Source organism: Georgenia sp. M64 (assembly GCF_038049925.1).
In the GTDB taxonomy this organism is placed as follows: domain Bacteria; phylum Actinomycetota; class Actinomycetes; order Actinomycetales; family Actinomycetaceae; genus Georgenia.
In genome coordinates this window covers 1-20,246 of the sequence record NZ_CP145809.1, presented here as the reverse complement: position 1 = coordinate 20,246, position 20,246 = coordinate 1, and the positions used below count along the sequence as shown (strand labels likewise).

General features: G+C 71.8%; 20 protein-coding genes and 2 tRNA genes. 6 read left to right on the top strand and 16 right to left on the bottom strand.

Features of this window, described 5'->3' with window-relative positions:
- Positions 1–2: 2 nt before the first annotated feature.
- On the bottom strand, positions 3–623 hold the full coding sequence (locus tag AAEM63_RS00110) for an aminodeoxychorismate/anthranilate synthase component II (protein ID WP_341359721.1): 621 nt from the start codon (positions 621–623) through the stop codon (positions 3–5).
- Positions 624–687: 64 nt separating this feature from the next.
- Positions 688–1,479: a DUF881 domain-containing protein gene (locus AAEM63_RS00105; RefSeq protein ID WP_341359720.1), complete on the bottom strand. Its 792-nt coding sequence runs from the start codon at positions 1,477–1,479 to the stop codon at positions 688–690.
- Positions 1,480–1,642: 163 nt separating this feature from the next.
- Between AAEM63_RS00105 and AAEM63_RS00100 the strand changes: the two genes are divergently transcribed.
- Complete coding sequence (locus AAEM63_RS00100; protein WP_123915874.1) at positions 1,643–1,897, top strand: cell division protein CrgA; 255 nt, start codon at positions 1,643–1,645, stop codon at positions 1,895–1,897.
- 576 nt (positions 1,898–2,473) lie between these two features.
- On the opposite strand, the gene AAEM63_RS00095 is transcribed toward AAEM63_RS00100, so the two are convergent.
- The gene (locus AAEM63_RS00095) at positions 2,474–3,319 is read right to left on the bottom strand and encodes a rhomboid family intramembrane serine protease (protein ID WP_341359719.1); all 846 of its coding nucleotides are present in this window, start codon (positions 3,317–3,319) and stop codon (positions 2,474–2,476) included.
- A gap of 25 nt (positions 3,320–3,344) precedes the next feature.
- The gene (locus AAEM63_RS00090; RefSeq protein ID WP_341359718.1) at positions 3,345–3,866 is read right to left on the bottom strand and encodes a peptidylprolyl isomerase; all 522 of its coding nucleotides are present in this window, start codon (positions 3,864–3,866) and stop codon (positions 3,345–3,347) included.
- Between the two features lie 178 nt (positions 3,867–4,044).
- Here AAEM63_RS00090 and AAEM63_RS00085 point away from each other — a divergent pair, with 178 nt between their 5' ends.
- The 5 genes from AAEM63_RS00085 to AAEM63_RS00065 all read left to right on the top strand — a co-directional run bounded on the left by AAEM63_RS00085 (position 4,045) and on the right by AAEM63_RS00065 (position 7,483).
- Positions 4,045–4,905 (top strand): hypothetical protein, encoded by an 861-nt coding sequence (locus tag AAEM63_RS00085; protein ID WP_341359717.1) that lies wholly within the window; start codon positions 4,045–4,047, stop codon positions 4,903–4,905.
- A 79-nt stretch (positions 4,906–4,984) separates the two neighbouring features.
- Entirely contained in the window at positions 4,985–5,830 is an 846-nt protein-coding gene (locus AAEM63_RS00080; protein ID WP_341359716.1) for an NAD(P)-dependent oxidoreductase, read from the top strand.
- Positions 5,827–6,453 carry a hypothetical protein gene (locus tag AAEM63_RS00075; protein ID WP_341359715.1) on the top strand — a complete coding sequence of 209 codons (627 nt, stop codon included), beginning with the start codon at positions 5,827–5,829 and terminating at the stop codon, positions 6,451–6,453. Before AAEM63_RS00080 ends, AAEM63_RS00075 begins: the two co-directional genes overlap by 4 nt.
- Positions 6,454–6,545: 92 nt before the next feature.
- Positions 6,546–7,247, top strand: coding sequence for a DUF2975 domain-containing protein (locus tag AAEM63_RS00070; RefSeq protein WP_341359714.1), 702 nt, complete (start codon positions 6,546–6,548; stop codon positions 7,245–7,247).
- Positions 7,244–7,483 (top strand): helix-turn-helix transcriptional regulator, encoded by a 240-nt coding sequence (locus tag AAEM63_RS00065; protein WP_341359713.1) that lies wholly within the window; start codon positions 7,244–7,246, stop codon positions 7,481–7,483. Before AAEM63_RS00070 ends, AAEM63_RS00065 begins: the two co-directional genes overlap by 4 nt.
- Positions 7,484–7,546: 63 nt before the next feature.
- On the opposite strand, the gene AAEM63_RS00060 is transcribed toward AAEM63_RS00065, so the two are convergent.
- The 12 genes from AAEM63_RS00060 to dnaA form a co-directional block, all read right to left on the bottom strand.
- Positions 7,547–8,002 carry a DUF6653 family protein gene (locus AAEM63_RS00060; RefSeq protein ID WP_341359712.1) on the bottom strand — a complete coding sequence of 152 codons (456 nt, stop codon included), beginning with the start codon at positions 8,000–8,002 and terminating at the stop codon, positions 7,547–7,549.
- A gap of 85 nt (positions 8,003–8,087) precedes the next feature.
- Positions 8,088–8,160, bottom strand: a tRNA-Ala gene (locus AAEM63_RS00055).
- Positions 8,161–8,188: 28 nt separating this feature from the next.
- Positions 8,189–8,326 carry a DLW-39 family protein gene (locus tag AAEM63_RS00050; protein ID WP_341359711.1) on the bottom strand — a complete coding sequence of 46 codons (138 nt, stop codon included), beginning with the start codon at positions 8,324–8,326 and terminating at the stop codon, positions 8,189–8,191.
- A gap of 35 nt (positions 8,327–8,361) precedes the next feature.
- Positions 8,362–8,438 (bottom strand) — tRNA-Ile (locus AAEM63_RS00045).
- Between the two features lie 112 nt (positions 8,439–8,550).
- Positions 8,551–9,192 carry a DUF3566 domain-containing protein gene (locus tag AAEM63_RS00040; protein ID WP_341359710.1) on the bottom strand — a complete coding sequence of 214 codons (642 nt, stop codon included), beginning with the start codon at positions 9,190–9,192 and terminating at the stop codon, positions 8,551–8,553.
- Positions 9,189–11,801, bottom strand: coding sequence for a DNA gyrase subunit A (gene gyrA / locus AAEM63_RS00035; RefSeq protein WP_341359709.1), 2,613 nt, complete (start codon positions 11,799–11,801; stop codon positions 9,189–9,191). Before gyrA ends, AAEM63_RS00040 begins: the two co-directional genes overlap by 4 nt.
- A gap of 70 nt (positions 11,802–11,871) precedes the next feature.
- Positions 11,872–13,893, bottom strand: a complete 2,022-nt coding sequence (gene gyrB, locus AAEM63_RS00030) for a DNA topoisomerase (ATP-hydrolyzing) subunit B (protein ID WP_341361412.1) — start codon at positions 13,891–13,893, stop codon at positions 11,872–11,874.
- Positions 13,894–14,168: 275 nt separating this feature from the next.
- Positions 14,169–14,795 carry a DciA family protein gene (locus tag AAEM63_RS00025; RefSeq protein WP_341359708.1) on the bottom strand — a complete coding sequence of 209 codons (627 nt, stop codon included), beginning with the start codon at positions 14,793–14,795 and terminating at the stop codon, positions 14,169–14,171.
- Positions 14,788–16,017 (bottom strand): DNA replication/repair protein RecF, encoded by a 1,230-nt coding sequence (gene recF / locus AAEM63_RS00020; protein WP_341359707.1) that lies wholly within the window; start codon positions 16,015–16,017, stop codon positions 14,788–14,790. Before recF ends, AAEM63_RS00025 begins: the two co-directional genes overlap by 8 nt.
- A gap of 112 nt (positions 16,018–16,129) precedes the next feature.
- On the bottom strand, positions 16,130–17,041 hold the full coding sequence (gene gnd / locus AAEM63_RS00015) for a phosphogluconate dehydrogenase (NAD(+)-dependent, decarboxylating) (protein ID WP_341361411.1): 912 nt from the start codon (positions 17,039–17,041) through the stop codon (positions 16,130–16,132).
- 11 nt (positions 17,042–17,052) lie between these two features.
- The gene (gene dnaN / locus AAEM63_RS00010; protein WP_341359706.1) at positions 17,053–18,183 is read right to left on the bottom strand and encodes a DNA polymerase III subunit beta; all 1,131 of its coding nucleotides are present in this window, start codon (positions 18,181–18,183) and stop codon (positions 17,053–17,055) included.
- A 424-nt stretch (positions 18,184–18,607) separates the two neighbouring features.
- A complete protein-coding gene (gene dnaA / locus AAEM63_RS00005; protein ID WP_341359705.1) occupies positions 18,608–20,080 on the bottom strand; it encodes a chromosomal replication initiator protein DnaA in 1,473 nt (490 codons plus the stop codon).
- Positions 20,081–20,246 lie beyond the last annotated feature (166 nt).

The window sequence follows — 20,246 nt, the reverse complement described above, 5'->3', positions numbered from 1 at the left end:
GGCTACCTCCGCACGAGCGGGGCGAGGCCCTGCGAACGGTCCACCGCGTCGTCGTCGCCCGTCGTGGTGAGCCAGTTCGCGAGCAGCCGGTGCCCACCCTCGGTGAGCACCGACTCGGGGTGGAACTGGACCCCGTGCAGGGGCAGCGTGCGGTGCTGCAGGCCCATGACGATGCCCGAACCGGTCGCGGCCGTGATGACCAGCTCGTCGGGGACGGTCTCCCGGACCACCGCCAGGGAGTGGTACCGCGTGGCGGTGAACGGGCTCGGCAGTCCGTCGAAGACCCCCTCGCCGGTGTGCTCCACGACGGAGGTGCGTCCGTGCATGAGCTCGGGGGCGTGGGTGACGACGCCACCGAAGACCTCGCCGAGCGCCTGGTGGCCCAGGCACACCCCGAGCATCGGCAGCTCGCGGTCGGCGCACGCCTCGATGACCTCCATCGAGGCGCCGGCCTCCTTGGGGGCCCCCGGTCCGGGCGAGACCAGCACCCCGTCGAAGCCGTCCAGGTCGGCGGGCACCTCGTCGTTGCGCACGACCGTAGTCGCGGCGCCCAGCTGCTGGAGGTACCCGACGATCGTGTAGACGAAGCTGTCGTAGTTGTCGATGACGAGGATCCTGCTCACTGCTGCGACGTCCTCTCGGGTGGGGTGTCGGCGGCGGCGGGGACCGCCGCACGGTGGGTTGCGGTCATGCGGTGCCCTCCTCGATGACCTCGGCGTGGCGCAGGCTCAGGGACCCGCTGTAGGCGGGGAGCTCGAGACCGGTCTCCTCGACCGACCAGCCCAGGCCGACGGCGTCGACGTACTGGAGGTAGATCTGCACGCCCTCGGACGCGATGAGCGACGTGCGCAGCTGCTCCGGGTCGCCGATCGCCTCGACCCGGAAGGGCGGTGAGTAGATCCGGCCCTGGATGTGCAGGACGTTGCCCACGCAACGCACTCCGGTGGTGGAGACGACCCGGTGGCCCTGGACCGCCATGGCCTCGGCGCCGCCCGCCCACAGCGCGTTCATGACGGCCTCGAGGTCCTGCTGGTGGACCACGAGCGCGTCCGGTGGGATGTCGGAGTCCTGGCCGTCGACGGGGGCGTCCCAGAGCTCGACGCGCAGGCCGGGCCCTTCGGCCGCCTCGCTCCCGGCTGCCAGAGCCGCGAAGAAGGCGCCCGCGCCCTCGCCCGCCGGGGCCGGCTCGGCGTCGAGGTAGGGCTGGATGTCCGCACGGAGGCCGGCGTTCTCCTCCTCGAGCTCCAGGAGGCGTTCGGCCTCGTCGCGCGCGAGGTCGGTGATGTCCGCGGCGTCGCGCGAGCTGTCGCCGGCGAAGATCTGGGCGCCCGTGGCGAACAGCAGGCCTGCGAGGGCGGCGACGGCGGCGGTCCCGACCGACCCGGCGCGCACGACGGTGGGGAGGGGCCGTCGCGCGGTGTGCGGGCGCGGCGGCTGCGCGAGGGCGCCGGGCTCGGGTGGATCGCTGTGGTGCTCCACGGCGCCTCCTCCCGGTGCCGCGTGGCCGGGGCCGCCCCGGACGACACGCGTGCGAGACTACGGTAGGCGACGGACCGGCCCCCGCGGGAACGTGTCCGTCGGAAGCGGCCGGGGCACCCGGCATGACAGTGGTGCCCCGTGCGGGGCCGTGAGGAGACCAGCAGTGCCCGAGTCGAGAAAGCGCAAGAAGTCCGGCCACACCGTGGGCAGCACCCCCACGCCTCCCGCCGGCCCCCGCCCGAGCCCGCACTGGTGGGCCCCGACGATGGTGGCGCTGATGGTCCTCGGCCTCGTCTCGGTCGTCCTGACGTACCTCACCCAGGGCAACCTGCCCGTCCCGGGCCTGGGGAACTGGAACCTGGCCATCGGGTTCGGCGTGATGATCACCGGCTTCTTCATGACGATGCGCTGGCGCTGAGTCGCAGCACCGAGCCTGCGCCGGCACCTGGCGCACGGAGCAGCGGAACGGGCCCCGACCACGACGGTCGGGGCCCGTCGCCGTTCCCGCGGCCGGACCGGCCGGCACGGCCCGCGCGGTGCCCCTCGTGTGCTCCGGGCGGGGATCTCCACATTCGGCGTGCAGTTATCCCCAGCCCGGCCCGGTGGTTCCCCAACCCCGTGCCGACTCTGTCCACAGCCTTGTCCCCACCTGGGGGAAACTGACAGGCGTGTAACTATCCACCGATGTGCACTCAGGTGTGGATAGTTACACCACTGTCATCCACATCTGTGCGCACACCTGTGGAGAACTACAGCGCTGTCATTCCTGTGATCCTGTGGACGGCGGTACGCAGCGAGGGCGGTCTCTCAGCCCTCGTCGGAGCGCTCTCTGGTGTCGCGCAGCCTCGTGACGGCCGACTGCGCACCCGACCAGTGGCGACGCGCACCCCGTCCGCCGGCGCCCACGCTCCGGCGACCACGCTCCGCGGCACCATTGACGACCGCCACGCTGACGGTGCCGGCCCACTCGTGGCCGTCTCCGGCGTCCCGCCTGTCAGGCCACCGTGTACTTCAGGTACGCCGCGACGAGCAGGGCGACCGCGACTGCCACCGTGGCGAGCACACTCACGAGGGTCCGCCGGTCCTTGGGTGCGTAGACGTAGGCCGCGGCGAGGATGGCTCCGATGACCGCACCGCCCAGGTGGGCCTGCCAGGAGATCGAGCTGATGAAGAACCCGAGGGCGAAGTTCACCCCGATGAGGACGAGGATCTGGGTGGCGTCGCGCCCCAGCCGCCGCATCACGAAGAAGATGGCCGAGAACAGCCCGAAGACCGCCCCGGACGCGCCGACGACCTGGGTGATCCACGAGATGCCCTCAGGGTCGGCCAGGACGAGCACGGCGACCGAGCCGCCGATCGCCGAGAGCAGGTAGAGGGCGATGTAGCGCCATCGGCCCAGCGCCGGTTCGAGCACGGACCCGACGATCCACAGGGCGTACATGTTCACCGCGAGGTGCAGGGCGCCACCGTGGAGGAAGGCCGAGGTGAGGAACCGGTGGGGCTCCACCCAGCCGATCGACGGCGCGAACACCAACCGGGAGGTCAGCGCTCCGCCGAGCACCATCTGCAGGAGGTACGCCAGCACGCTCAGACCGATCACCGTCATGGTGATGACCGGCTTGTCGCCGCGCGCACGGCCGCCGAGGACCGTGCGGACGACCGGGGCGTTGCGGCGCGCCTCGGCGACGCAGTCGACGCACTGGATCCCCACGGGGGCGGGCCGCTGGCACTGCGGGCAGGTGGGCCGCCCGCAGCGCTGGCACCGCACGTAGGCGACGACGTCGGGGTGACGAGGGCAGACCGGCACCTCGGTGCCGGTCTGCCCGGGGTCGTGGCTCATGCGTGCATCACGCTCGTCGAGGGACTTACTCGGATACGGTGACGGAGTTGATGACGATCTCCTCGACGGGGCGGTCCATCGCGCCGGTGGGCGTGGCGCCGATCTTGTCGACGACGGCGCGCGACGCCTGGTCGACGACCTTGCCGAAGATGGTGTGCTTGCCCTGCAACCAGGTGGTGGCCGCTGTGGTGATGAAGAACTGCGAACCGTTGGTGCCCCGGCCGCCACGCTTGCCGGCGTTGGCCATCGCCAGGATGTAGGGCTCGGTGAAGCTCAGCTCGGGGTGGATCTCGTCGTCGAAGGTGTAGCCGGGACCGCCCGTGCCGTTCCCCAGCGGGTCGCCGCCCTGGATCATGAAGTTGGGGATGACGCGGTGGAAGACCACCCCGTCGTAGAGCGGACGGTCGGTCTCCTCACCGGTCGACGGGTCGGTCCACGTGCGCTTCCCGGTGGCCAGCTCGGTGAAGTTGGCGACCGTCTTGGGCGCGTGGTTGGGGTAGAGCTCGACGACGATGTCGCCGGCGGTGGTGTGCAGAGTCGCTTCCATGGGTCGATCCTCGCACGCACCACCCACAGGTCGCGCGCGTGCAGTGCTCCGGCGGCCGAGGTCGACCCGGAACCTGCCAAGCGCGGGCGCGTTGGACCGATTGGGGGCAAGATGGATCTGCAGAAGGCGCGGGCGTACGCCGCGCGCCGTCGCACGGACGACAAGTAGGGGAGAGCACATGTCGCGCAAGGTCAAGACCGCTGAGATCGAAGCCGAGCGGATCCGCAAGCAGGCGGCCGAGCTCGCTGCCGTCGTCAGCGAGCAGGCCCACCTGGCGAGCAAGCAGGCGAAGCTTCTCGCCGAGCACGGCAAGGACTGGGCGGGCCCGCGCGTCGAGGCCGCCGGCGCCTGGGCCGGGCCCAAGGCCGAGAAGGCGTGGCGTGACACGGTCAAGGTCGCGGCCCCCAAGGTCGAGGCCGCCACCGAGAAGGTGCGCCCCGCCGTCGACAACGCCTACGAGCGGATCGTCGACGACTACCTGCCCCGGGTCTCCAAGGCGATGCACGACGCCGCCGAGGCCGCCGGGAAGACCGACGGCCTCAGCGCGAAGGCCGCCGTCGCCGGCGAGGCCGCCCGCAAGGCGCTGACGCAGCCGCCGAAGAAGAGCCACGGCGTGGTCAAGACCCTCGGCTGGGTGCTCGTGGGCACCGCTGCCGCCGGAACCGGCTATCTGCTCTGGCGTCGCAGCCAGCCCATCGACGACCCGTGGGCGGAGGAGTACTGGGACGACACCACGGTCGCCACCCCCGGCACGAGCGCCACCGCCGGCACGAGCGCCACCGCCGGTACGAGCACCGCCTCGACCTCGGGCGCCGCAGCGGCCGCCGCGAGCGTGGCCGAGAAGGCGAGCGCTGCGGCCAAGAAGGCGGGCGACGCCGCCAAGAAGGCTGCCGAGGCCGCCGGTGGCAAGGCGAAGAACGCCGCCGACAAGGGCTCGGACGCCGCGCGGGACGCGGCCGACGCCGCCGAGAAGAAGGCCGACGAGACGAGCACCGACGGGACCGACGACACGGAGGGCCGCAAGCTCGGCGAGCTCTGACGCACGTCCCGAGGGCCCCGGCCGGCAGCGCGCCGCCGGGGCCCTCGCGCGTCCCGGGCCGGCGCGGCAGGATGACGGTATGCGTATCGCCGTCACCGGGGGTTCCGGGAAGCTGGGCAGGACCGTCGTCACCACGCTGGCCGAGGCAGGCCACACGGTCATCAACCTTGACGTCGCCGGGGAGCGGGGTGCGGGCTACGTGCGGGTCGACCTCACCGACTACGGGCAGGTGCTCGACGCGCTCTCGGGCGTGGACGACCAGCACGACGGCGTGGACGCCGTCGTCCACCTCGGCGCCATCCCGGCGCCGGGTCTGCGCAGCGACGTCGCGACCTTCCACAACAACATGCTCGCCACCTACAACGTCTTCCAGGCGGTGCGCCGGCTGGGGATCACCAACGTCGTCCACGCCTCGTCCGAGACCGTCCTCGGGCTGCCGTTCGACGTCCCGCCGCCGTACGTGCCGGTCGACGAGGAGTACCCGGCCCGTCCGGAGAGCACCTACTCCCTCGTCAAGCACCTCGAGGAGACGATGGCGCGCGAGCTGACGCGCTGGGACCCGACCCTGAAGATCGTCTCGCTGCGCTTCTCCAACGTCATGGACCCGGAGGACTACGCGGCCTTCCCCGGCTTCGACGCCGATCCCACCGCCCGCCGGTGGAACCTGTGGGGGTACATCGACGCCCGCGACGGCGCCCGGGCGGTCCTGCGGGCCCTCGAGCACGACGCCGTCGGGCACGACGTCTTCGTCATCGCCTCGCCCGACACCGTGATGTCCCGGCCCAACGCCGAGCTCCTCGCGGCGGAGTTCCCCGGCGTGCCCGTGCGCGGGGAGATCGGCGAGCACGACACCCTGCTCTCCATCGCCAAGGCGAGGCGGGTGCTCGGCTACGACCCGGTGCACTCCTGGCGCGACGGGTCATGACGTTCTACGCCGAGCAGCCCGTCCGCCGCGCCCTGCAGGTGGCCGGCGACCTCGGCGTCGTGGCGTGGACGGTCGTGTGGGTGCTGCTCGCGCGGGTCGTGCACGGCGCCGTCATGGCCGCCACGGCACCGGGCCGGCACCTGGCCGACGTCGGGACGACGATCGAGTCGGGCATGACCGAGGCCGGCGCCACCGCGGCCGGGGTGCCCCTGGTGGGCTCGCGCCTGCAGGACCCGTTCGACCGGGTCGCGGCGACCGGGGAGCAGCTGCGGCAGGCCGGCGACGGCGTCGTGGACCTCGTCGGGACTCTCGCCGTGGTGCTCGCCCTCCTCGTCGCCCTCGTCCCGGTCCTCGCCGTGGTCGTGCCGTGGGCGGGCCTGCGCCTGCACTACGCCCGTCGCGCCGGGAGCCTGCGGCTCCTCGCGCAGGCCCCGGGCGGCGCCGACCTGCTGGCCCTGCGCGCGCTCGCCCACCAGCGGCCGGAACGCCTGCGTGCCCTGGGACCGGACCCGTTGCGGTCCTGGCGCGAGGGTGACGCCAGGGTGACCGGGGCGCTGGCGGATCTCGAGCTGGGACGCTGGGGTCTTCGCCCGCGCCACACGGCCGACGCACCGGTGACCTGAGGAGAGCGGTCGGCCCGACGGGAGACCCTTCCCAGAACACCCCGCTACCCGTATCGTTTGTCGATAACATCGATCTTCGATATGGGGGCGTCATGGCCGATATGCAGCAGTCGACTCGCCGGGGTCTCCGCCTGGTCTCAGCGGAGCTCGTGGTTCTCGTCGGCGTCGTCCTGAGCGCGGCCCTGGGCCTGTCGGTGCTCGTCGGACCCAACGGCCTGGGCCTGGTGGACCTCGACCCCCGCTGGCCGGTCGTCGGCCAGAGCCAGTACGTGATGGCCGTCGAGACCACGTTCGGCCCCGATGCCGGGATCGTCGTCCGGGGTGCGCCCCTGTGGACCGACACCCCGGACGGCACGAGGGACGCCGTCACCGGTGGGCCCCCCGTGGAGGTGACCGGGCCGTACACGGGCCAGGTCGGGTTCTTCGGTCCGACGCTCGCGCAGCGCTGGTCGTGGGTGGCGTGGCGCGCTGCTGGCCCGCTCCTGGCCGCGGGCTCCCTGCTCCTGGTGCTCCGGGTGGTGCGGTCCGTCCGGACGGGCAGCCCCTTCACCGACGTCAACGCCGGGCGGCTCCGCACTCTCGCCGTGCTTGTCGGCGTCGGCGGTACAGCACTGTCCGTGGCGGGGGAGTGGCTACGGCGGCACCTGCTGGACACCTCTGCCGCGGCGGACATCGTCCAGCGCGACTGGGAGATCACGTTCGTGCCGCTGCTCGCGGGGGTCGTGATCGGCGTCGTCGCCGAGGTGTGGCGAGCCGGGGTGAAGATGGCCGAGGACCTGGACGGGGTCGTGTGACCGGCGACGCCAACCCGCACGGCGCCGTCCGCTGTCACCTCGACGCGCTGCTGGAGGCGCGCGGCATGACGCTGACCGAGCTCGCTCGAAGGGTCGACATCACCGTCGCCAACCTCTCGATCCTCAAGAACGACCGGGCCAAGGCAGTGCGGTTCTCCACGCTCGCGGCGATCTGCGACGAGCTGCAGTGCCAGCCCGGCGACCTGTTCACCGTCGGGACGCGACCGACCCGCTGAACCCGGGGCCGGGGACGCATGAGCACGGCCGGCGCGGACCCCGGCCCGCACGCCGACCGCGGTTCACCAGCCCGTGAGAGTGTCCGCGCGGCCCATCGGTTCCCGGTGCTGGTCGTAGTACCCCGCGTAGAGGTGCCAGGACACCAGGGTGAGGACCATCGATGTGGCCGCGCCCAGGATCGTCAGCAGCCTGTCGTGCCTCCGGGCAGGGACCATCGCGGCAACGAGCACCGCGGCGTTCACGGCGTTGAGCACCGCGAGGCGGTCGTGCGGGTGGTCGGTGACCCAGCGTTCCTCACCGAGCACCGCGCGGGTGGCCCAGGCGGAGTCGTCGGCCCGCGGCGGGGTGAGGACGGGGTTGAGGGCCATCCATGCGCCGATCGGCACCAGGGTCGACCAGCGGCGGGTCCAGACCGGCACCAGGATCAGCGGGGTCGAGGCCCAGCGCGACCATGCGCTGAGCGGGTGGGCGTGGCGGGAGAACATCCACCCCGACATCCGGCGGAGACCGGCACTCATCGGACCCCCTCCCACACCGAGCAGCGACACTACGCCGCAGGAGTGGAGCCAAGGAGACTCGGAGTGGAGCCAAGGAGACTCAGAGTGGAGCCAAGGGGACTCGAACCCCTAACCCCCTGCTTGCAAAGCAGGTGCGCTACCAATTGCGCCATGGCCCCTGGTGCGCCGTGACCGGCGCGGGTGGTGCTAGCGAGCGGGCGGCTCCTCGCCGAAGCTGTCCGTGACCTCGGCCCACAGGTCCCGCTCCTCGCGGTCCTGCTGGATCTTCAGCCAGGTCAGGTAGCCGGCGACGGCGCCGAGCGCGATCAGGAGCTTCCTCTTCACGATGACCTCCGGGCGGTGCGTCCCCGTGACCGGGGTGGTGGGCCTAGCTGGACTCGAACCAGCGACCTCTTCCTTATCAGGGAAGCGCTCTAACCGACTGAGCTATAGGCCCGCGCCCCATCGAGCCTAGGGCCTGCGGGGAGCTGCGCTGTGGGCGCCGGGCAACTCTATCCCAGAGCCGGTGACCGGCCAAAACCTGGGAAGGTCCTCGTGAGCAGTCTCACTCAGTCGTCGGTGAGGGTCATGTGCAGGCCCCCGACCAGCGCCGCGACGATGTTGTACAGGAAGGCCCCGATCGTGCCCAGCGCCGTCAGCAGGAGGATGTCGACGACACCGACGATGGTCGCGAACGACATCACCCGGTCGAACTCGAGGTAGTCCATGAGCTGGAGGAAGTTCTCCGAGCCGATGGAGACCAGCAGCTCCTCGACGTCGGAGAAGACCTGCATGGAGTCCAGCACGAACCAGACCACGGCGGCGGCGACGACGATCATCACGCCGAGCGCGACCGAGAGCAGGAACGACAGCTTCATCGCCGACCACGGGTCCACCCGGGAGACCGACAGGCGCACGCGCCGGGGGCCGGGGGCGGGCGGGCGGGGTGCCCGGGCGGCGGCCGGGGAGGCCGCCGAGGGCGCGGGTCGCGGCCGGGACGCCGTCGTCGGGCCGGCCGACGGCGCGGCGGCCGACGGCGCGGAGGGCGCCGATCGCGTCGTGACCCGCTCGGTGGCGTCGCCGTCCGAGCTGCCGCCCAGGCGTTCGGCCAGGCTGCGCCGCATCGTCGAGGTGCGACCCTCGCCCCTCACGTCCGAGGGGGGCGGCGGCGGGGGCGTGCCCGGGCCGCGGCCGGACGTGCTGCTGCTCATGCGTCTCCTCCTGTGCCGGCGGTGGGCTCGTCAGAGACTACCCCGTCACCCTCGCCCACCTCGGCGGGGCTCTCCGCGGTCGCGCCGGAGAGCAGGTGGGCGTCCTGGGCCACCTTCTGCTCGACGTTGCGGGCCACGGCGATGATGCGGTCACCCTTGTCGGGCCGGGCGAACGTCACGCCCTGGGTGTTGCGGCCGGTGAGGTTGACCTCGGCGACGGCGGAGCGCACCACCTTCCCGCTGGCCATGATGACGAGCACCTCGTCGTCGGGGTCGGTGATGAGCGCCCCGACGAGGTCTCCGCGCTCCTCGACGAGGTTGGCGACCTTGATGCCCAGCCCGCCGCGACCCTGGAGGCGGTACTGCCCCACCGCGGTGCGCTTGGCGAACCCTCCCTCGGTGACGACGAAGACCTCGGAGTCGTCACGGACGACGTCCATGGCGAGGAGCTCGTCGTCGCCGCGGAACTTCATCCCCGTCACGCCCGAGGTGGCCCGGCCCATGGGCCGCAGCGCCTCGTCCGTGGCGGTGAACCGGATCGACTGGCCCTTGCGGGAGACCAGGACGAGGTCGTCGTCGTGGTCGACCAGGCGGGCGGCGACCACGCGGTCGGGGTTGCCCTCGGCGTCCTCGCGCAGGTTGATGCCGATGACGCCGCCGGTGCGGTTGGTGTTGTACTCCGACAGGCGGGTCTTCTTCACCAGGCCGCGCTGCGTGGCCAGGACGAGGTACTCCGCCTGGTCGTAGTCGCGCAGCGAGATCACCTGGGCGATCGTCTCACCCGGCTGGAACGCCAGGAGGTTCGCGACGTGCTGGCCCTTGGCGTCGCGGCCGCCCTCGGGCAGCTCGTAGCCCTTGGCCCGGTACACCCGGCCGAGGTTGGTGAAGAAGAGCAGCCAGTGGTGCGTCGTCGTGACGCCGAAGTGGTCGACGATGTCGTCCTCGCGCAGCTGCGCCCCCCGCACGCCCTTCCCGCCGCGGCGCTGCGAGCGGTAGTTGTCCACCCGGGTGCGCTTGGCGTAGCCGCCGCGGGTGATGGTGACGACCACGTCCTCCTCGGGGATGAGGTCCTCGATGCTCATCTCGCCGTCGAACGGCAGGATCGTGGTGCGCCGGTCGTCGCCGTAGCGGTCCACGACCGTGGCCAGCTCCTCGCCGACGATCTCGCGCTGTCGCTCCGGGGAGGCGAGGATCGTCTTGAAGCTGATGATCTTGGCCTCCTCCTCGGCGTGCTGGTCGAGGATCTTCTGCCGCTCGAGGGCCGCGAGGCGGCGCAGCTGCATGGTGAGGATGGCCTCGGCCTGGACCTCGTCGATGTCGAGCAGCTCGACGAGCCCGGCCCGGGCCTCGTCCACGGTGGGCGAGCGGCGGATGAGGGCGATGACCTCGTCGAGCGCGTCAAGGGCCTTGAGCAGGCCGCGCAGGATGTGGATACGCTCCTCGGCCTTGCGCAGCAGGAACCGGGTGCGCCGGACGATGACGTCGATCTGGTGGTGGACCCAGTGCCGGACGAAGCCGTCCAGGCTCAGGGTGCGCGGGACGCCGTCGACCAGGGCCAGCATGTTGGCCGGGAAGTTGTCCTGCAGCTGGGTGTGCTTGTAGAGGTTGTTGAGCACGACCTTGGCGACGGCGTCGCGCTTGAGCACGATGACCAGACGCTGGCCGGCGCGGCCCGAGGACTCGTCGCGGATGTCCGCGACGCCGGTGATCCGGCCGTCCTTGACGCCGTCGACGATCTTCTGCGAGAGCCGGTCGGGGTTGACCTGGTAGGGCAGCTCGGTCACGACGAGGCACTGCCGGCCCTGGAGCTCCTCGACCTCCACGACGGCCCGCTGGGTGATGGACCCGCGGCCGGTGCGGTACATGTCCTCGATGCCGCGTCGGCCCAGGACCAGCGCCCCGGTGGGGAAGTCCGGTCCCTTGATGCGCAGCATGAGCTCGCCGAGGAGCTCCTCCTTCGAGGCCTCCGGGTGCTCGAGGAACCACCGGACGCCGTCGGCCACCTCGCGCAGGTTGTGCGGCGGGATCCGGGTGGCCATGCCCACCGCGATGCCCTCGGACCCGTTGACGAGCAGGTTCGGGAACCGGGCGGGCAGGACGACCGGCTCCTGGTTCCGGCCGTCGTAGTTGTCCTGGAAGTCGACCGTCTCGGCGTCGATGTCCCGGACCATCTCCAGCGCCAGGGGCGCCATCTTGCACTCGGTGTACCGCGGGGCGGCGGCGCCCAGGTCACCGGCGGAGCCGAAGTTGCCCTGGCCCGCCACCAGCGGGTAGCGCATCGACCACGGCTGGACGAGACGGACCAGCGCGTCGTAGATCGAGGTGTCGCCGTGCGGGTGGTACTGCCCCATGACCTCCCCGACGACGCGGGAGCACTTCGAGAACGAGGAGTCCGGCCGGTAGCCGCCGTCGTACATCGCGTACAGCACCCGCCGGTGCACGGGCTTGAGGCCGTCGCGCACGTCCGGCAGGGCCCGGCCCACGATGACGCTCATCGCGTAGTCGAGGTAGGAGCGCTGCATCTCCAGCTGGAGGTCGACCTGCTCGATCCGGTCGCGGATGACGACGCCGTCGTCGGCCGGGGTGGTGTCCTCGGGAGGCTGGGTCACGTCTGTCCTTCTCGTCGGTGGTTCACCGGGGCGACGGCACGGGCCGGCCGTCCCGGACGGGCGTGCTGGCTCAGATGTCCAGGAAGCGCACGTCGTGCGCGTTGCGCTGGATGAAGCTGCGGCGGGACTCGACGTCCTCGCCCATGAGGATCGAGAACATCTCGTCCGCAGCCGCGGCGTCCTCGATGGTCACCTGGCGCAGCGTGCGCGTGTCCGGGTTCATCGTGGTGTCCCACAGCTCCTGGTCGTTCATCTCGCCCAGACCCTTGTACCGCTGGATGCCGCCGTCCTTGGGCAGCCGGCGCCCGGCGCGGGCTCCCTCGGCGAGGAGGGCGTCCTTCTCCCGGTCGGTGTAGACGTACTGGTGGGCGGCGTTGGTCCACTTCAGCCGGTACAGCGGCGGCTGGGCGAGGTAGACGTGCCCGCCCTCGACGAGGGGCCGCATGTAGCGGAACAGCAAGGTGAGCAGCAGCGTGGAGATGTGCTGGCCGTCGACGTCGGCGTCGGCCATGAGCACGATCTTGTAGTACCGCAGCTTGGTGACGTCGAACTCCTCGCCGATGCCGGTGCCGAAGGCGGTGATGAGCGCCTGGATCTCCTGGTTGCCCAGGGCCCGCTCCAGCCGCGCCTTCTCGACGTTGAGGATCTTCCCGCGCAGCGGCAGGATCGCCTGGTGCTCGGGGTCGCGGCCCTGGACCGCCGACCCGCCGGCCGAGTCGCCCTCGACGAGGAAGATCTCCGAGAGCCGCGCGTCGCGGCTCGAGCAGTCCTTGAGCTTGCCCGGCATGGACGCCGACTCCAGCAGCCCCTTGCGCCGCGTGGCCTCCCGGGCCTTGCGGGCGGCCATGCGGGCGGCGGCGGCCTGCTGGGACTTGCGGAAGATGTCCTTGGCCTCGGCCGGGTGGGCGTCCAGCCAGTCGCCGAGGTGGGCGTACATCTGGCTCTGCACGAACGTGCGGGCCTCGGTGTTGCCGAGCTTGGTCTTGGTCTGCCCCTCGAACTGCGGCTCGCCCAGCTTGACGGAGATGACGGCCGTCAGGCCCTCGCGGATGTCCTCGCCGGTGAGGTTGTCGTCCTTCTCCTTGAGCAGGCCCTTGTCGCGGGCGTACTTGTTCATCAGCGTCGTCAGGGCCGCCCGGAAGCCCTCCTCGTGGGTGCCGCCCTCGGTGGTGTTGATCGTGTTGGCGTAGGTGTGCACCGCCTCGGAGTAGCCCGAGGTCCACTGCATGGCGATCTCCACCGAGATCCGGCGCACCGTGTCCTCGGCCTCGAGGGAGATGATCTCGGGGTGGACGAGCTCGACCTTCTTGGTCGCGTTGAGGTGGTGGACGTAGTCGCGCAGCCCGTTCTCGTAGAGGTAGGAGACCTCCCGGTGCCCGGTGCGGGCGTCGTCGTCGGTGCCGCCGGCGTCGCCGGTGATCTCGTCGCCGGCGTCGGTGACGCCGGAGCGCTCGTCCGTGAGGGTGATCCGCAGGCCCTTGTTGAGGAAGGTCATCTGCTGGAACCGCGCGCGCAGGGTCTCGAAGCTGTAGTCGGTGGTCTCGAAGATGTCCTCGCTGGCCCAGAACGTGACCGTGGTGCCCGTCTCGTCGGTGGGCTCGCCCTTGACGAGGTCGCCGGTCGGCACGCCGTCGACGAAGCCCATCCGCCACGTGAATCCCTGCCGGCGGACCTCGACCTGGAGGCGGTGGGAGAGGGCGTTGACCACGGAGACGCCCACGCCGTGCAGGCCGCCGGAGACGGCGTACCCGCCGCCGCCGAACTTGCCGCCGGCGTGCAGGACGGTGAGGACGACCTCGACGGCGGGGCGGCCCTCGGTGGGGTGCATGTCGACCGGGATGCCGCGGCCGTTGTCGACGACGCGCACACCCCCGTCGGCCAGGAGGGTGACCTGGATGTGGTCGCAGTAGCCGGCGAGGGCCTCGTCGACGGAGTTGTCGACGACCTCGTAGACGAGGTGGTGCAGACCCCGCTCACCGGTGGAGCCGATGTACATGCCGGGGCGCTTGCGCACCGCCTCGAGACCCTCGAGGACGGTGATGTTCCCCGCGCCGTACTCCTGGCTCGTCGGGACGGTCCCGGCGTTCGCGATGCCCTGGCCTGACGCCTTCACGTCGGTGGTCGTCTCGGCGTCAGCACTGTGGTCAGCCACGGTCGCGGGCTCTCCTCGGGTAGCGGGCAGGGCGGCCCGCCGCGGCCGTCACCGGCCTGTGGGAAGGGCCGGGTCCGACCCCTCGGGCGCGCGTGCGCGCCGGTCGGACGGGTCAACGAATTCTACCGTGCCTGAGCCGAAAACCACGAATATCCACAGGTTTTGTCCACAGGTGGGGGCGGGGCGGCGGGTCCCCCGGGAGGGGCTCGGCGTGCTCAGCCGTAGGTGTCTCGCGGGCCGCGGCCACGCACCGCCCGACGCCCGTGCTTCCAGCTCGGCCCGCCGGGACCGAGGACGACGATCGCGGTGACCGTGCCCTCGCCGACCTCCTCGGCGAGCCGGCGCTCGAGCTGGGGCAGGAGGAGCCGGATCTGGGTGGCCCAGGCGGTCGAGCTCGCCCGGACGACCAGCTCGCCGCCGTCGAAGGTCTCCACCTGGCAGTGGTCGGCGAGCTGGTCGCCGACCACCTCGCGCCACCGCCCCACGACGCCGCCCACGCTCATCGACCGGCGCCACCCGTGCTGGGTCACCACCAGCTCCGTCAGGCCGCCGAGCGGCTGCGGGTCGCGCCGGGACGGTCCCGGGCCGGAGATGCCGTCGCCGAGCCCCGGCCCCCGGCGCCACCCGGTGCCTGCCCCGGCGCTCCCGCCGTCGGCCTCGGCGGGCGCCGGCTCCTCGGCGCGGCCGTCGCGCCGGCGTCGCGGGGCGCGGTACAGACCCTTCCCACGGGCGACGTCGCGGGCCCGGTTGAGGGCGACACGAGCGGCGGCGTCGGGGTCCTCGCCGAGTCCCGCGTCGTCCCCGGCACCGTCCGCGGCGGTGCCCGCCGGCCGCTCAACCACGCTCGACCCTCCCCTCGGCGACCTCGTAGCGCGCGCCCTCGAGGACCGCGGGGACGTCCTCGGGCACGGCGGCGGTGATGAGGACCTGACGGGCGCCGGCCACCATCCCGGCCAGGCGCTCACGACGGCGCGAGTCCAGCTCGGCGAAGACGTCGTCGAGGATGAGCACGGGCTCGCCGTCGCCGTCCCAGGGCGCGCCGTCGTCGTCGCGCAGCACCGCGTAGGAGGCCAGGCGCAGGGCGAGGGCGTAGGACCACGACTCGCCGTGGCTGGCGAAACCCTTGGCCGGCAGGGTGCCCAGGGACAGGACGAGGTCGTCGCGGTGGGGCCCGACCAGGCACACGCCCCGCTCGAGCTCGCGCTCGCGCAGCCGGCCCATCGCCTCGAGGAGCCGTTCGGTCACCGCGGGGACGTCGGTGAGCCGCAGCTCCTGCTCCTCCGCGGCGGCGCGCGCGGCCGCTGCCTCGGTCGTCTCCCCGGCCAGCGCGGACGCGTCCGGCCCGGGCAGGTCGTCCGCGACGTCGATGCTGGCGCGGTAGTCGATCCGGGCGGTGCCCTGACCGGCGCTCACCTCGTCGTAGGCGGCCGCCACGGGCCCGCGCAGCGTGGCCACGAGAGCCGCGCGCGCGGCGACGATCCGGGCCCCGGCGGCGGCGAGCTGGCCGTCCCAGACGTCGAGGGTGCTCAGGTCCGGTCGCACCCCCCGGCGCCGGGCGGCACCGGCCGACTTGAGCAGGGCGCCGCGCTGGCGCAGGACCTTCTCGTACTCCGCGCGGACCCCGGCCAGGCGGGGGGTCAGGAGCACCATGAGCTCGTCGAGGAACCGGCGGCGCTGGGCCGGGTCGCCCTTGACGAGCTCGAGGTCCTCGGGCGCGAAGAGGACGGTGCGCACCACCCCCAGGACGTCCCGGGTGCGTGCGGGCGAGCGGTTGAGCCGGGCGCGGTTGGCCTTGCCGGCCACGATCTCGAGCTCGACGAGGGTGGGCCGGTCGCCGTGGACCACCTTGGCCCGCACGACCGCCCCCGGGGCGCCCTGGCGCACGAGGGCGGCGTCCGCGGCGACCCGGTGGCTGGAGAAGGTCGAGAGGTAGGCCACCGCCTCGACGAGGTTCGTCTTGCCCTGGCCGTTGCGGCCGACGAACGCGCTCACGCCGGGCTCGAGGGCGAGGACGACCTCGCGGTAGGACCGGAAGTCGTTGAGGGCCAGGTCGGAGACGTACACCCGTGCCCTCCTCGCGTCACCGCCGCCGGCCCCAGCGGCCGGCGCGTCCCAGTATCACGCGTGCCGGGCCCGGCCCGGGAACCGGGCCCCGCTCCTCGCGGTCGGGCCGGTGCTACTCGTCGGCCGCGGAGTCCCCGGCGGCGGGACGGGTGGCGTGCCCGCCGAACTGCTGGCGCAGCGCCGCGACGGCGCGCATCGCGGGCGAGTTGGGCTGCCGGGAGGAGAACCGGGCGAACAGCGCCGCGGAGATCACGGGGACCGGCACGGCGTTCTCGATGGCCTCGAGGATGGTCCACCGGCCCTCACCGGAGTCGTCCACCCAGCCGGAGATGTCGTCCAGGCCCGGGTCGTCCTTGACGGCGTTGACCATGAGGTCGAGCAGCCAGGAGCGCACCACGGTGCCGCGCTGCCAGGCCCCGAACACGGCTCCGACGTCGGTGATGAGGTCGTCGCGGGCCTCGAGGAGCTGGTAGCCCTCGGCGTAGGCCTGCATGAGGCCGTACTCGATGCCGTTGTGGACCATCTTGGCGTAGTGCCCGGCGCCGACCGGCCCGGCGTGGACGAAGCCCTCCTCACGGGGACCGTCCGGGCGCAGGGCGTCGAAGACGGGCATGAGCAGCGCGATGTCCTCCGCCGCTCCGCCGGCCATGAGGCCGTAGCCGTTGTCGCGGCCCCAGATGCCACCGGAGACACCGACGTCGACGTACCCGACGCCGCGCTCGGCGAAGGCGGCAGCGTTGGTGCGGTCGGCCTCGAAGTGGGAGTTGCCGCCCTCGACGACGACGTCGCCCTCGTCCAGGAGCCCCGCGAGCTCGTGCAGCGCGTCCTCGGTGGGAGCTCCGGCCGGGACCATCACCCACACCACCCGGCGCGGCGCCGGGAGCGCCGCGACCAGCTCGGCGAGCGAGGCGACCTCGGAGGTCGCCGGGTTGACGTCGTAGCCGGTGACGTCGATGCCGGCCGAACGCAGCCGCTCGGCCATGTTGCCGCCCATCCGGCCCAGGCCCACCATCCCGATGTGCATCGCGTCCCCCATCAGCCGGCGAACCGGATCGGCATGAGCAGGTACCGGAAGGCGGGGTCGTCGTCGCCCTCGAGCGAGCCCTGGCCGGTCATCACGGCCGGCTTGCTCGGGTGGGTGAACGACATCCGCACGAACGGTGTGGTGAGCGCCCCGAGCCCGTCGAGCAGGTAGTGGGGGTTGAAGGCCGTGGTGATGGGCTCACCGGTGAGGGCGGCCTCGAGGGCCTCCGACGCCTGCGCGTCGTCGCCCTGCCCCGCCTCGAGCACGACCTGGCCCTCGGAGAAGCTCAGCCGGATGGGGGTGTTGCGCTCGGCCACGAGGCTGACGCGGCGGGCGGCCTCGATGAGCGCGTGGGTGCTCACCACGGCATGCGTCGTCGTCGTGTCGGGGAAGAGCCGGCGCACCGGGGGGTAGTCACCCTCCACCAGCAGGGACGTGGTGCGGCGGCCGCCTGCCTCGAACCCGATGAGGGCGGCCGGTCCGTCGTCGGCGAGCGCCACGTCGACCGAGCCGGCGCTGGTCATGGACTTCGCGACGTCGGAGAGCGTGCGGGCCCGCACGAGCGCCACCGAGGAGATCGCGGGTGACTTCGGGTGCCAGGAGAGCTCACGCATCGCGAGCCGGTAGCGGTCGGTGGCGAGCAGCGTCAGCTTCTCGCCCTCGATCTCCACCCGGACGCCGGTGAGCAGCGGCAGGGTCTCGTCGCGGCTGGCGGCCGTGGTCACCTGGGCGACGGCCTCGGTGAGGACGCCGGCGTCGATGCTGCCGGTGGTCTCGGGCATCGCCGGCAGCGCCGGGTAGTCGTCGACGGGCATCGTCAGGAGCGTGAACCGGGACGCGCCGCAGGTGAGGATCACCTTCGTGCCGTCGAGGTCGACGTCGACCGGCTTGGCGGGCAGCGACTTGCAGATGTCCGCGAGGAGCCGACCGGAGACGAGGACCACGCCCGCGCTGTCGACCTCCGCAGGCACCTCGGAGCGGGCGGAGACCTCGTAGTCGAAGCTCGACAGGGTCAGCGTGCCGTCGGCGGTGGCCTCGAGGCGGACGCCGGCGAGGACCGGCACCGGGGGGCGCGTCGGCAGTGAGCGCGCCGTCCAGGTCACAGCCTCGGTCAGGACGTCACGTTCGACCCGGAACTTCACGATGGATGACCTTCTCTCGATGACCGAGCCGCAGGGTGCACGCGGCGCAGGGCAACCCTACGCGAGGCGAACAACCGGCGTGTAGTACTCGGTGGGCGGGTCCCCGTCCGTGCCTCGTTGGTTGTCAACAGCCATCCCGGTATCTAGGTGTCATCATCGTCGTAGCACCTGTGGAGACTGTGGAAAGGTGGCGTTGTCGCAGGTCAGGGAGTGGATCGGGCTGTGAGCGGGGTGGTGTGCCGGTCTGTGCGTCACGGCCGGTGGCGGTGGATCGTCGGAACGTCCCCAGCACGCGTCCACCGGTCGGGGTGTCGTCGTCCACCGCGCGGAGGGGGGTTCTCCACCGTTGTCCACAGCGTTGTACACATCTGTGAATCTCCTATACAGGTGACGAGGAGTCCGGGCAAGGGCCAAGAGGCGGGGGTCAGTTCCCGCGGGCCTTCTGTTTGATCCGGTTCGTGAGCTCGGTGACCTGGTTGAAGGTGGAGCGCTTCTCCGCCATCTGCTCACGGATCTTGCGGTTGGCGTGCATCACCGTGGTGTGGTCGCGGCCGCCGAAGAGCTGGCCGATCTTCGGCAGCGAGAGGTCGGTGAGCTCGCGGCACAGGTACATGGCGATCTGACGGGCGTTGACGAGCACCCGGGAGCGGTCGGCCGAGCACAGCGCCTCGATGGAGACCGAGAAGTAGTTCGCCGTCTGGCCCATGATGAGGGCCGGCGTGATGTCCTCGCCCTCGGGGTCGGTGATGAGGTCCTTGAGGACCATCTCGGCGAGGGACAGGTCGACCGGCTGGCGGTTGAGGTTGGCGAAGGCGGTGACCCGGATGAGGGCCCCCTCGAGCTCGCGGATGTTGGTCGAGATCCGTGAGGCGATGTACTCCAGGACCTCGTCGCTCGCCTGGAGGTGCTCGGCGACCGCCTTCTTGCGCAGGATGGCGATGCGGGTCTCGAGGTCCGGCGGCTGGACGTCGGTGAGCAGCCCCCACTCGAACCGGGACCGGAGACGGTCCTCGAAGCCGTTGAGCTGCTTGGGCGGCACGTCGGAGGTGATGACCACCTGGCGGTTGTCGTTGTGCAGGGTGTTGAACGTGTGGAAGAACTCCTCGACCGTCTGCTCCTTGCCGCCGAGGAACTGGATGTCGTCGATGAGGAGGACGTCGACGTTGCGGTACCGGCGCTGGAAGTTCTCCGCCTTGTCGTCCCGGATGGAGTTGATGAAGTCGTTGGTGAACTCCTCGGAGTTCACGTACCGCACCCGGATGCCCGGGTAGAGGTTGCGGGCGTAGTGCCCGATCGCGTGGAGGAGGTGCGTCTTGCCCAGGCCCGACCCGCCGTAGATGAACAGCGGGTTGTAGGCCTTGGCCGGCGCCTCGGCCACGGCGGTCGCCGCGGCGTGCGCGAAACGGTTGGACGACCCGGTCACGAAGGTCTCGAAGGTGTACTTGGGGTTGAGCCGGGAGGAGTCGACGGAGTGGTCCTCCGTCGAGCTGCCCCGATCGGCCACCGAACGCACCGGCGGCGGCAGGGGCCGGTCGTCGAACGGCACCCGGGCGGGGGTGCGTGCCGAGGGCGCCGTCCGGGGAGCCTCCGCGGTGGGCAGGACCGGGCCCGTCGGCTCCAGCGGGGTCTCCTCGAGCGTGGGGTCGACGGTGACGGCGAACCGCACCGTCCCGCCGATGACCTCGGCGAGGGCGTCGGTGATCGGCTCCCGGGCGCGCGTCTCGAGGAAGTCCTTGGCGAAGTCGGAGGGGACCGCGAGCAGGATCGTCCCGTCGATGACGCCCAGGGGGCGGGTCATCCGGACGAACGCCAGCTGGGCGCCCCCGATCTCGCCCCGGGAGCTGAGGAGCTCGACGGCCTGGGTCCAGCTCTCCGTGATCGGTTGTGTCTCAGGCAACGAGGGTCCCCTTGGCGCAGTGGTCGGGCAGACGACGAGTGTGGCACGTCCGCACGTCGTCCACACACTTATCCACAGAGTGTGGGTAGAACCTCAAGGCGCAGACACGACGTTTCACCCCAAGACCGACCGGTTCACCACCCCCTGCGGACGCTGGCTGCATCCA

Excerpts from the sequence above, each read along its gene's own strand:
- AAEM63_RS00095 (WP_341359719.1), bottom strand. The coding sequence starts at position 3,319 with ATGAGCCACGACCCCGGGCAGACCGGCACCGAGGTGCCGGTCTGCCCT.
- gnd (WP_341361411.1), bottom strand. The coding sequence starts at position 17,041 with ATGCACATCGGGATGGTGGGCCTGGGCCGGATGGGCGGCAACATGGCC.
- AAEM63_RS00060 (WP_341359712.1), bottom strand. The coding sequence starts at position 8,002 with ATGAGTGCCGGTCTCCGCCGGATGTCGGGGTGGATGTTCTCCCGCCAC.
- AAEM63_RS00090 (WP_341359718.1), bottom strand. The coding sequence starts at position 3,866 with ATGGAAGCGACTCTGCACACCACCGCCGGCGACATCGTCGTCGAGCTC.
- AAEM63_RS00080 (WP_341359716.1), top strand. The coding sequence starts at position 4,985 with ATGCGTATCGCCGTCACCGGGGGTTCCGGGAAGCTGGGCAGGACCGTC.
- AAEM63_RS00040 (WP_341359710.1), bottom strand. The coding sequence starts at position 9,192 with ATGAGCAGCAGCACGTCCGGCCGCGGCCCGGGCACGCCCCCGCCGCCG.
- AAEM63_RS00070 (WP_341359714.1), top strand. The coding sequence starts at position 6,546 with ATGGCCGATATGCAGCAGTCGACTCGCCGGGGTCTCCGCCTGGTCTCA.
- AAEM63_RS00075 (WP_341359715.1), top strand. The coding sequence starts at position 5,827 with ATGACGTTCTACGCCGAGCAGCCCGTCCGCCGCGCCCTGCAGGTGGCC.
- AAEM63_RS00085 (WP_341359717.1), top strand. The coding sequence starts at position 4,045 with ATGTCGCGCAAGGTCAAGACCGCTGAGATCGAAGCCGAGCGGATCCGC.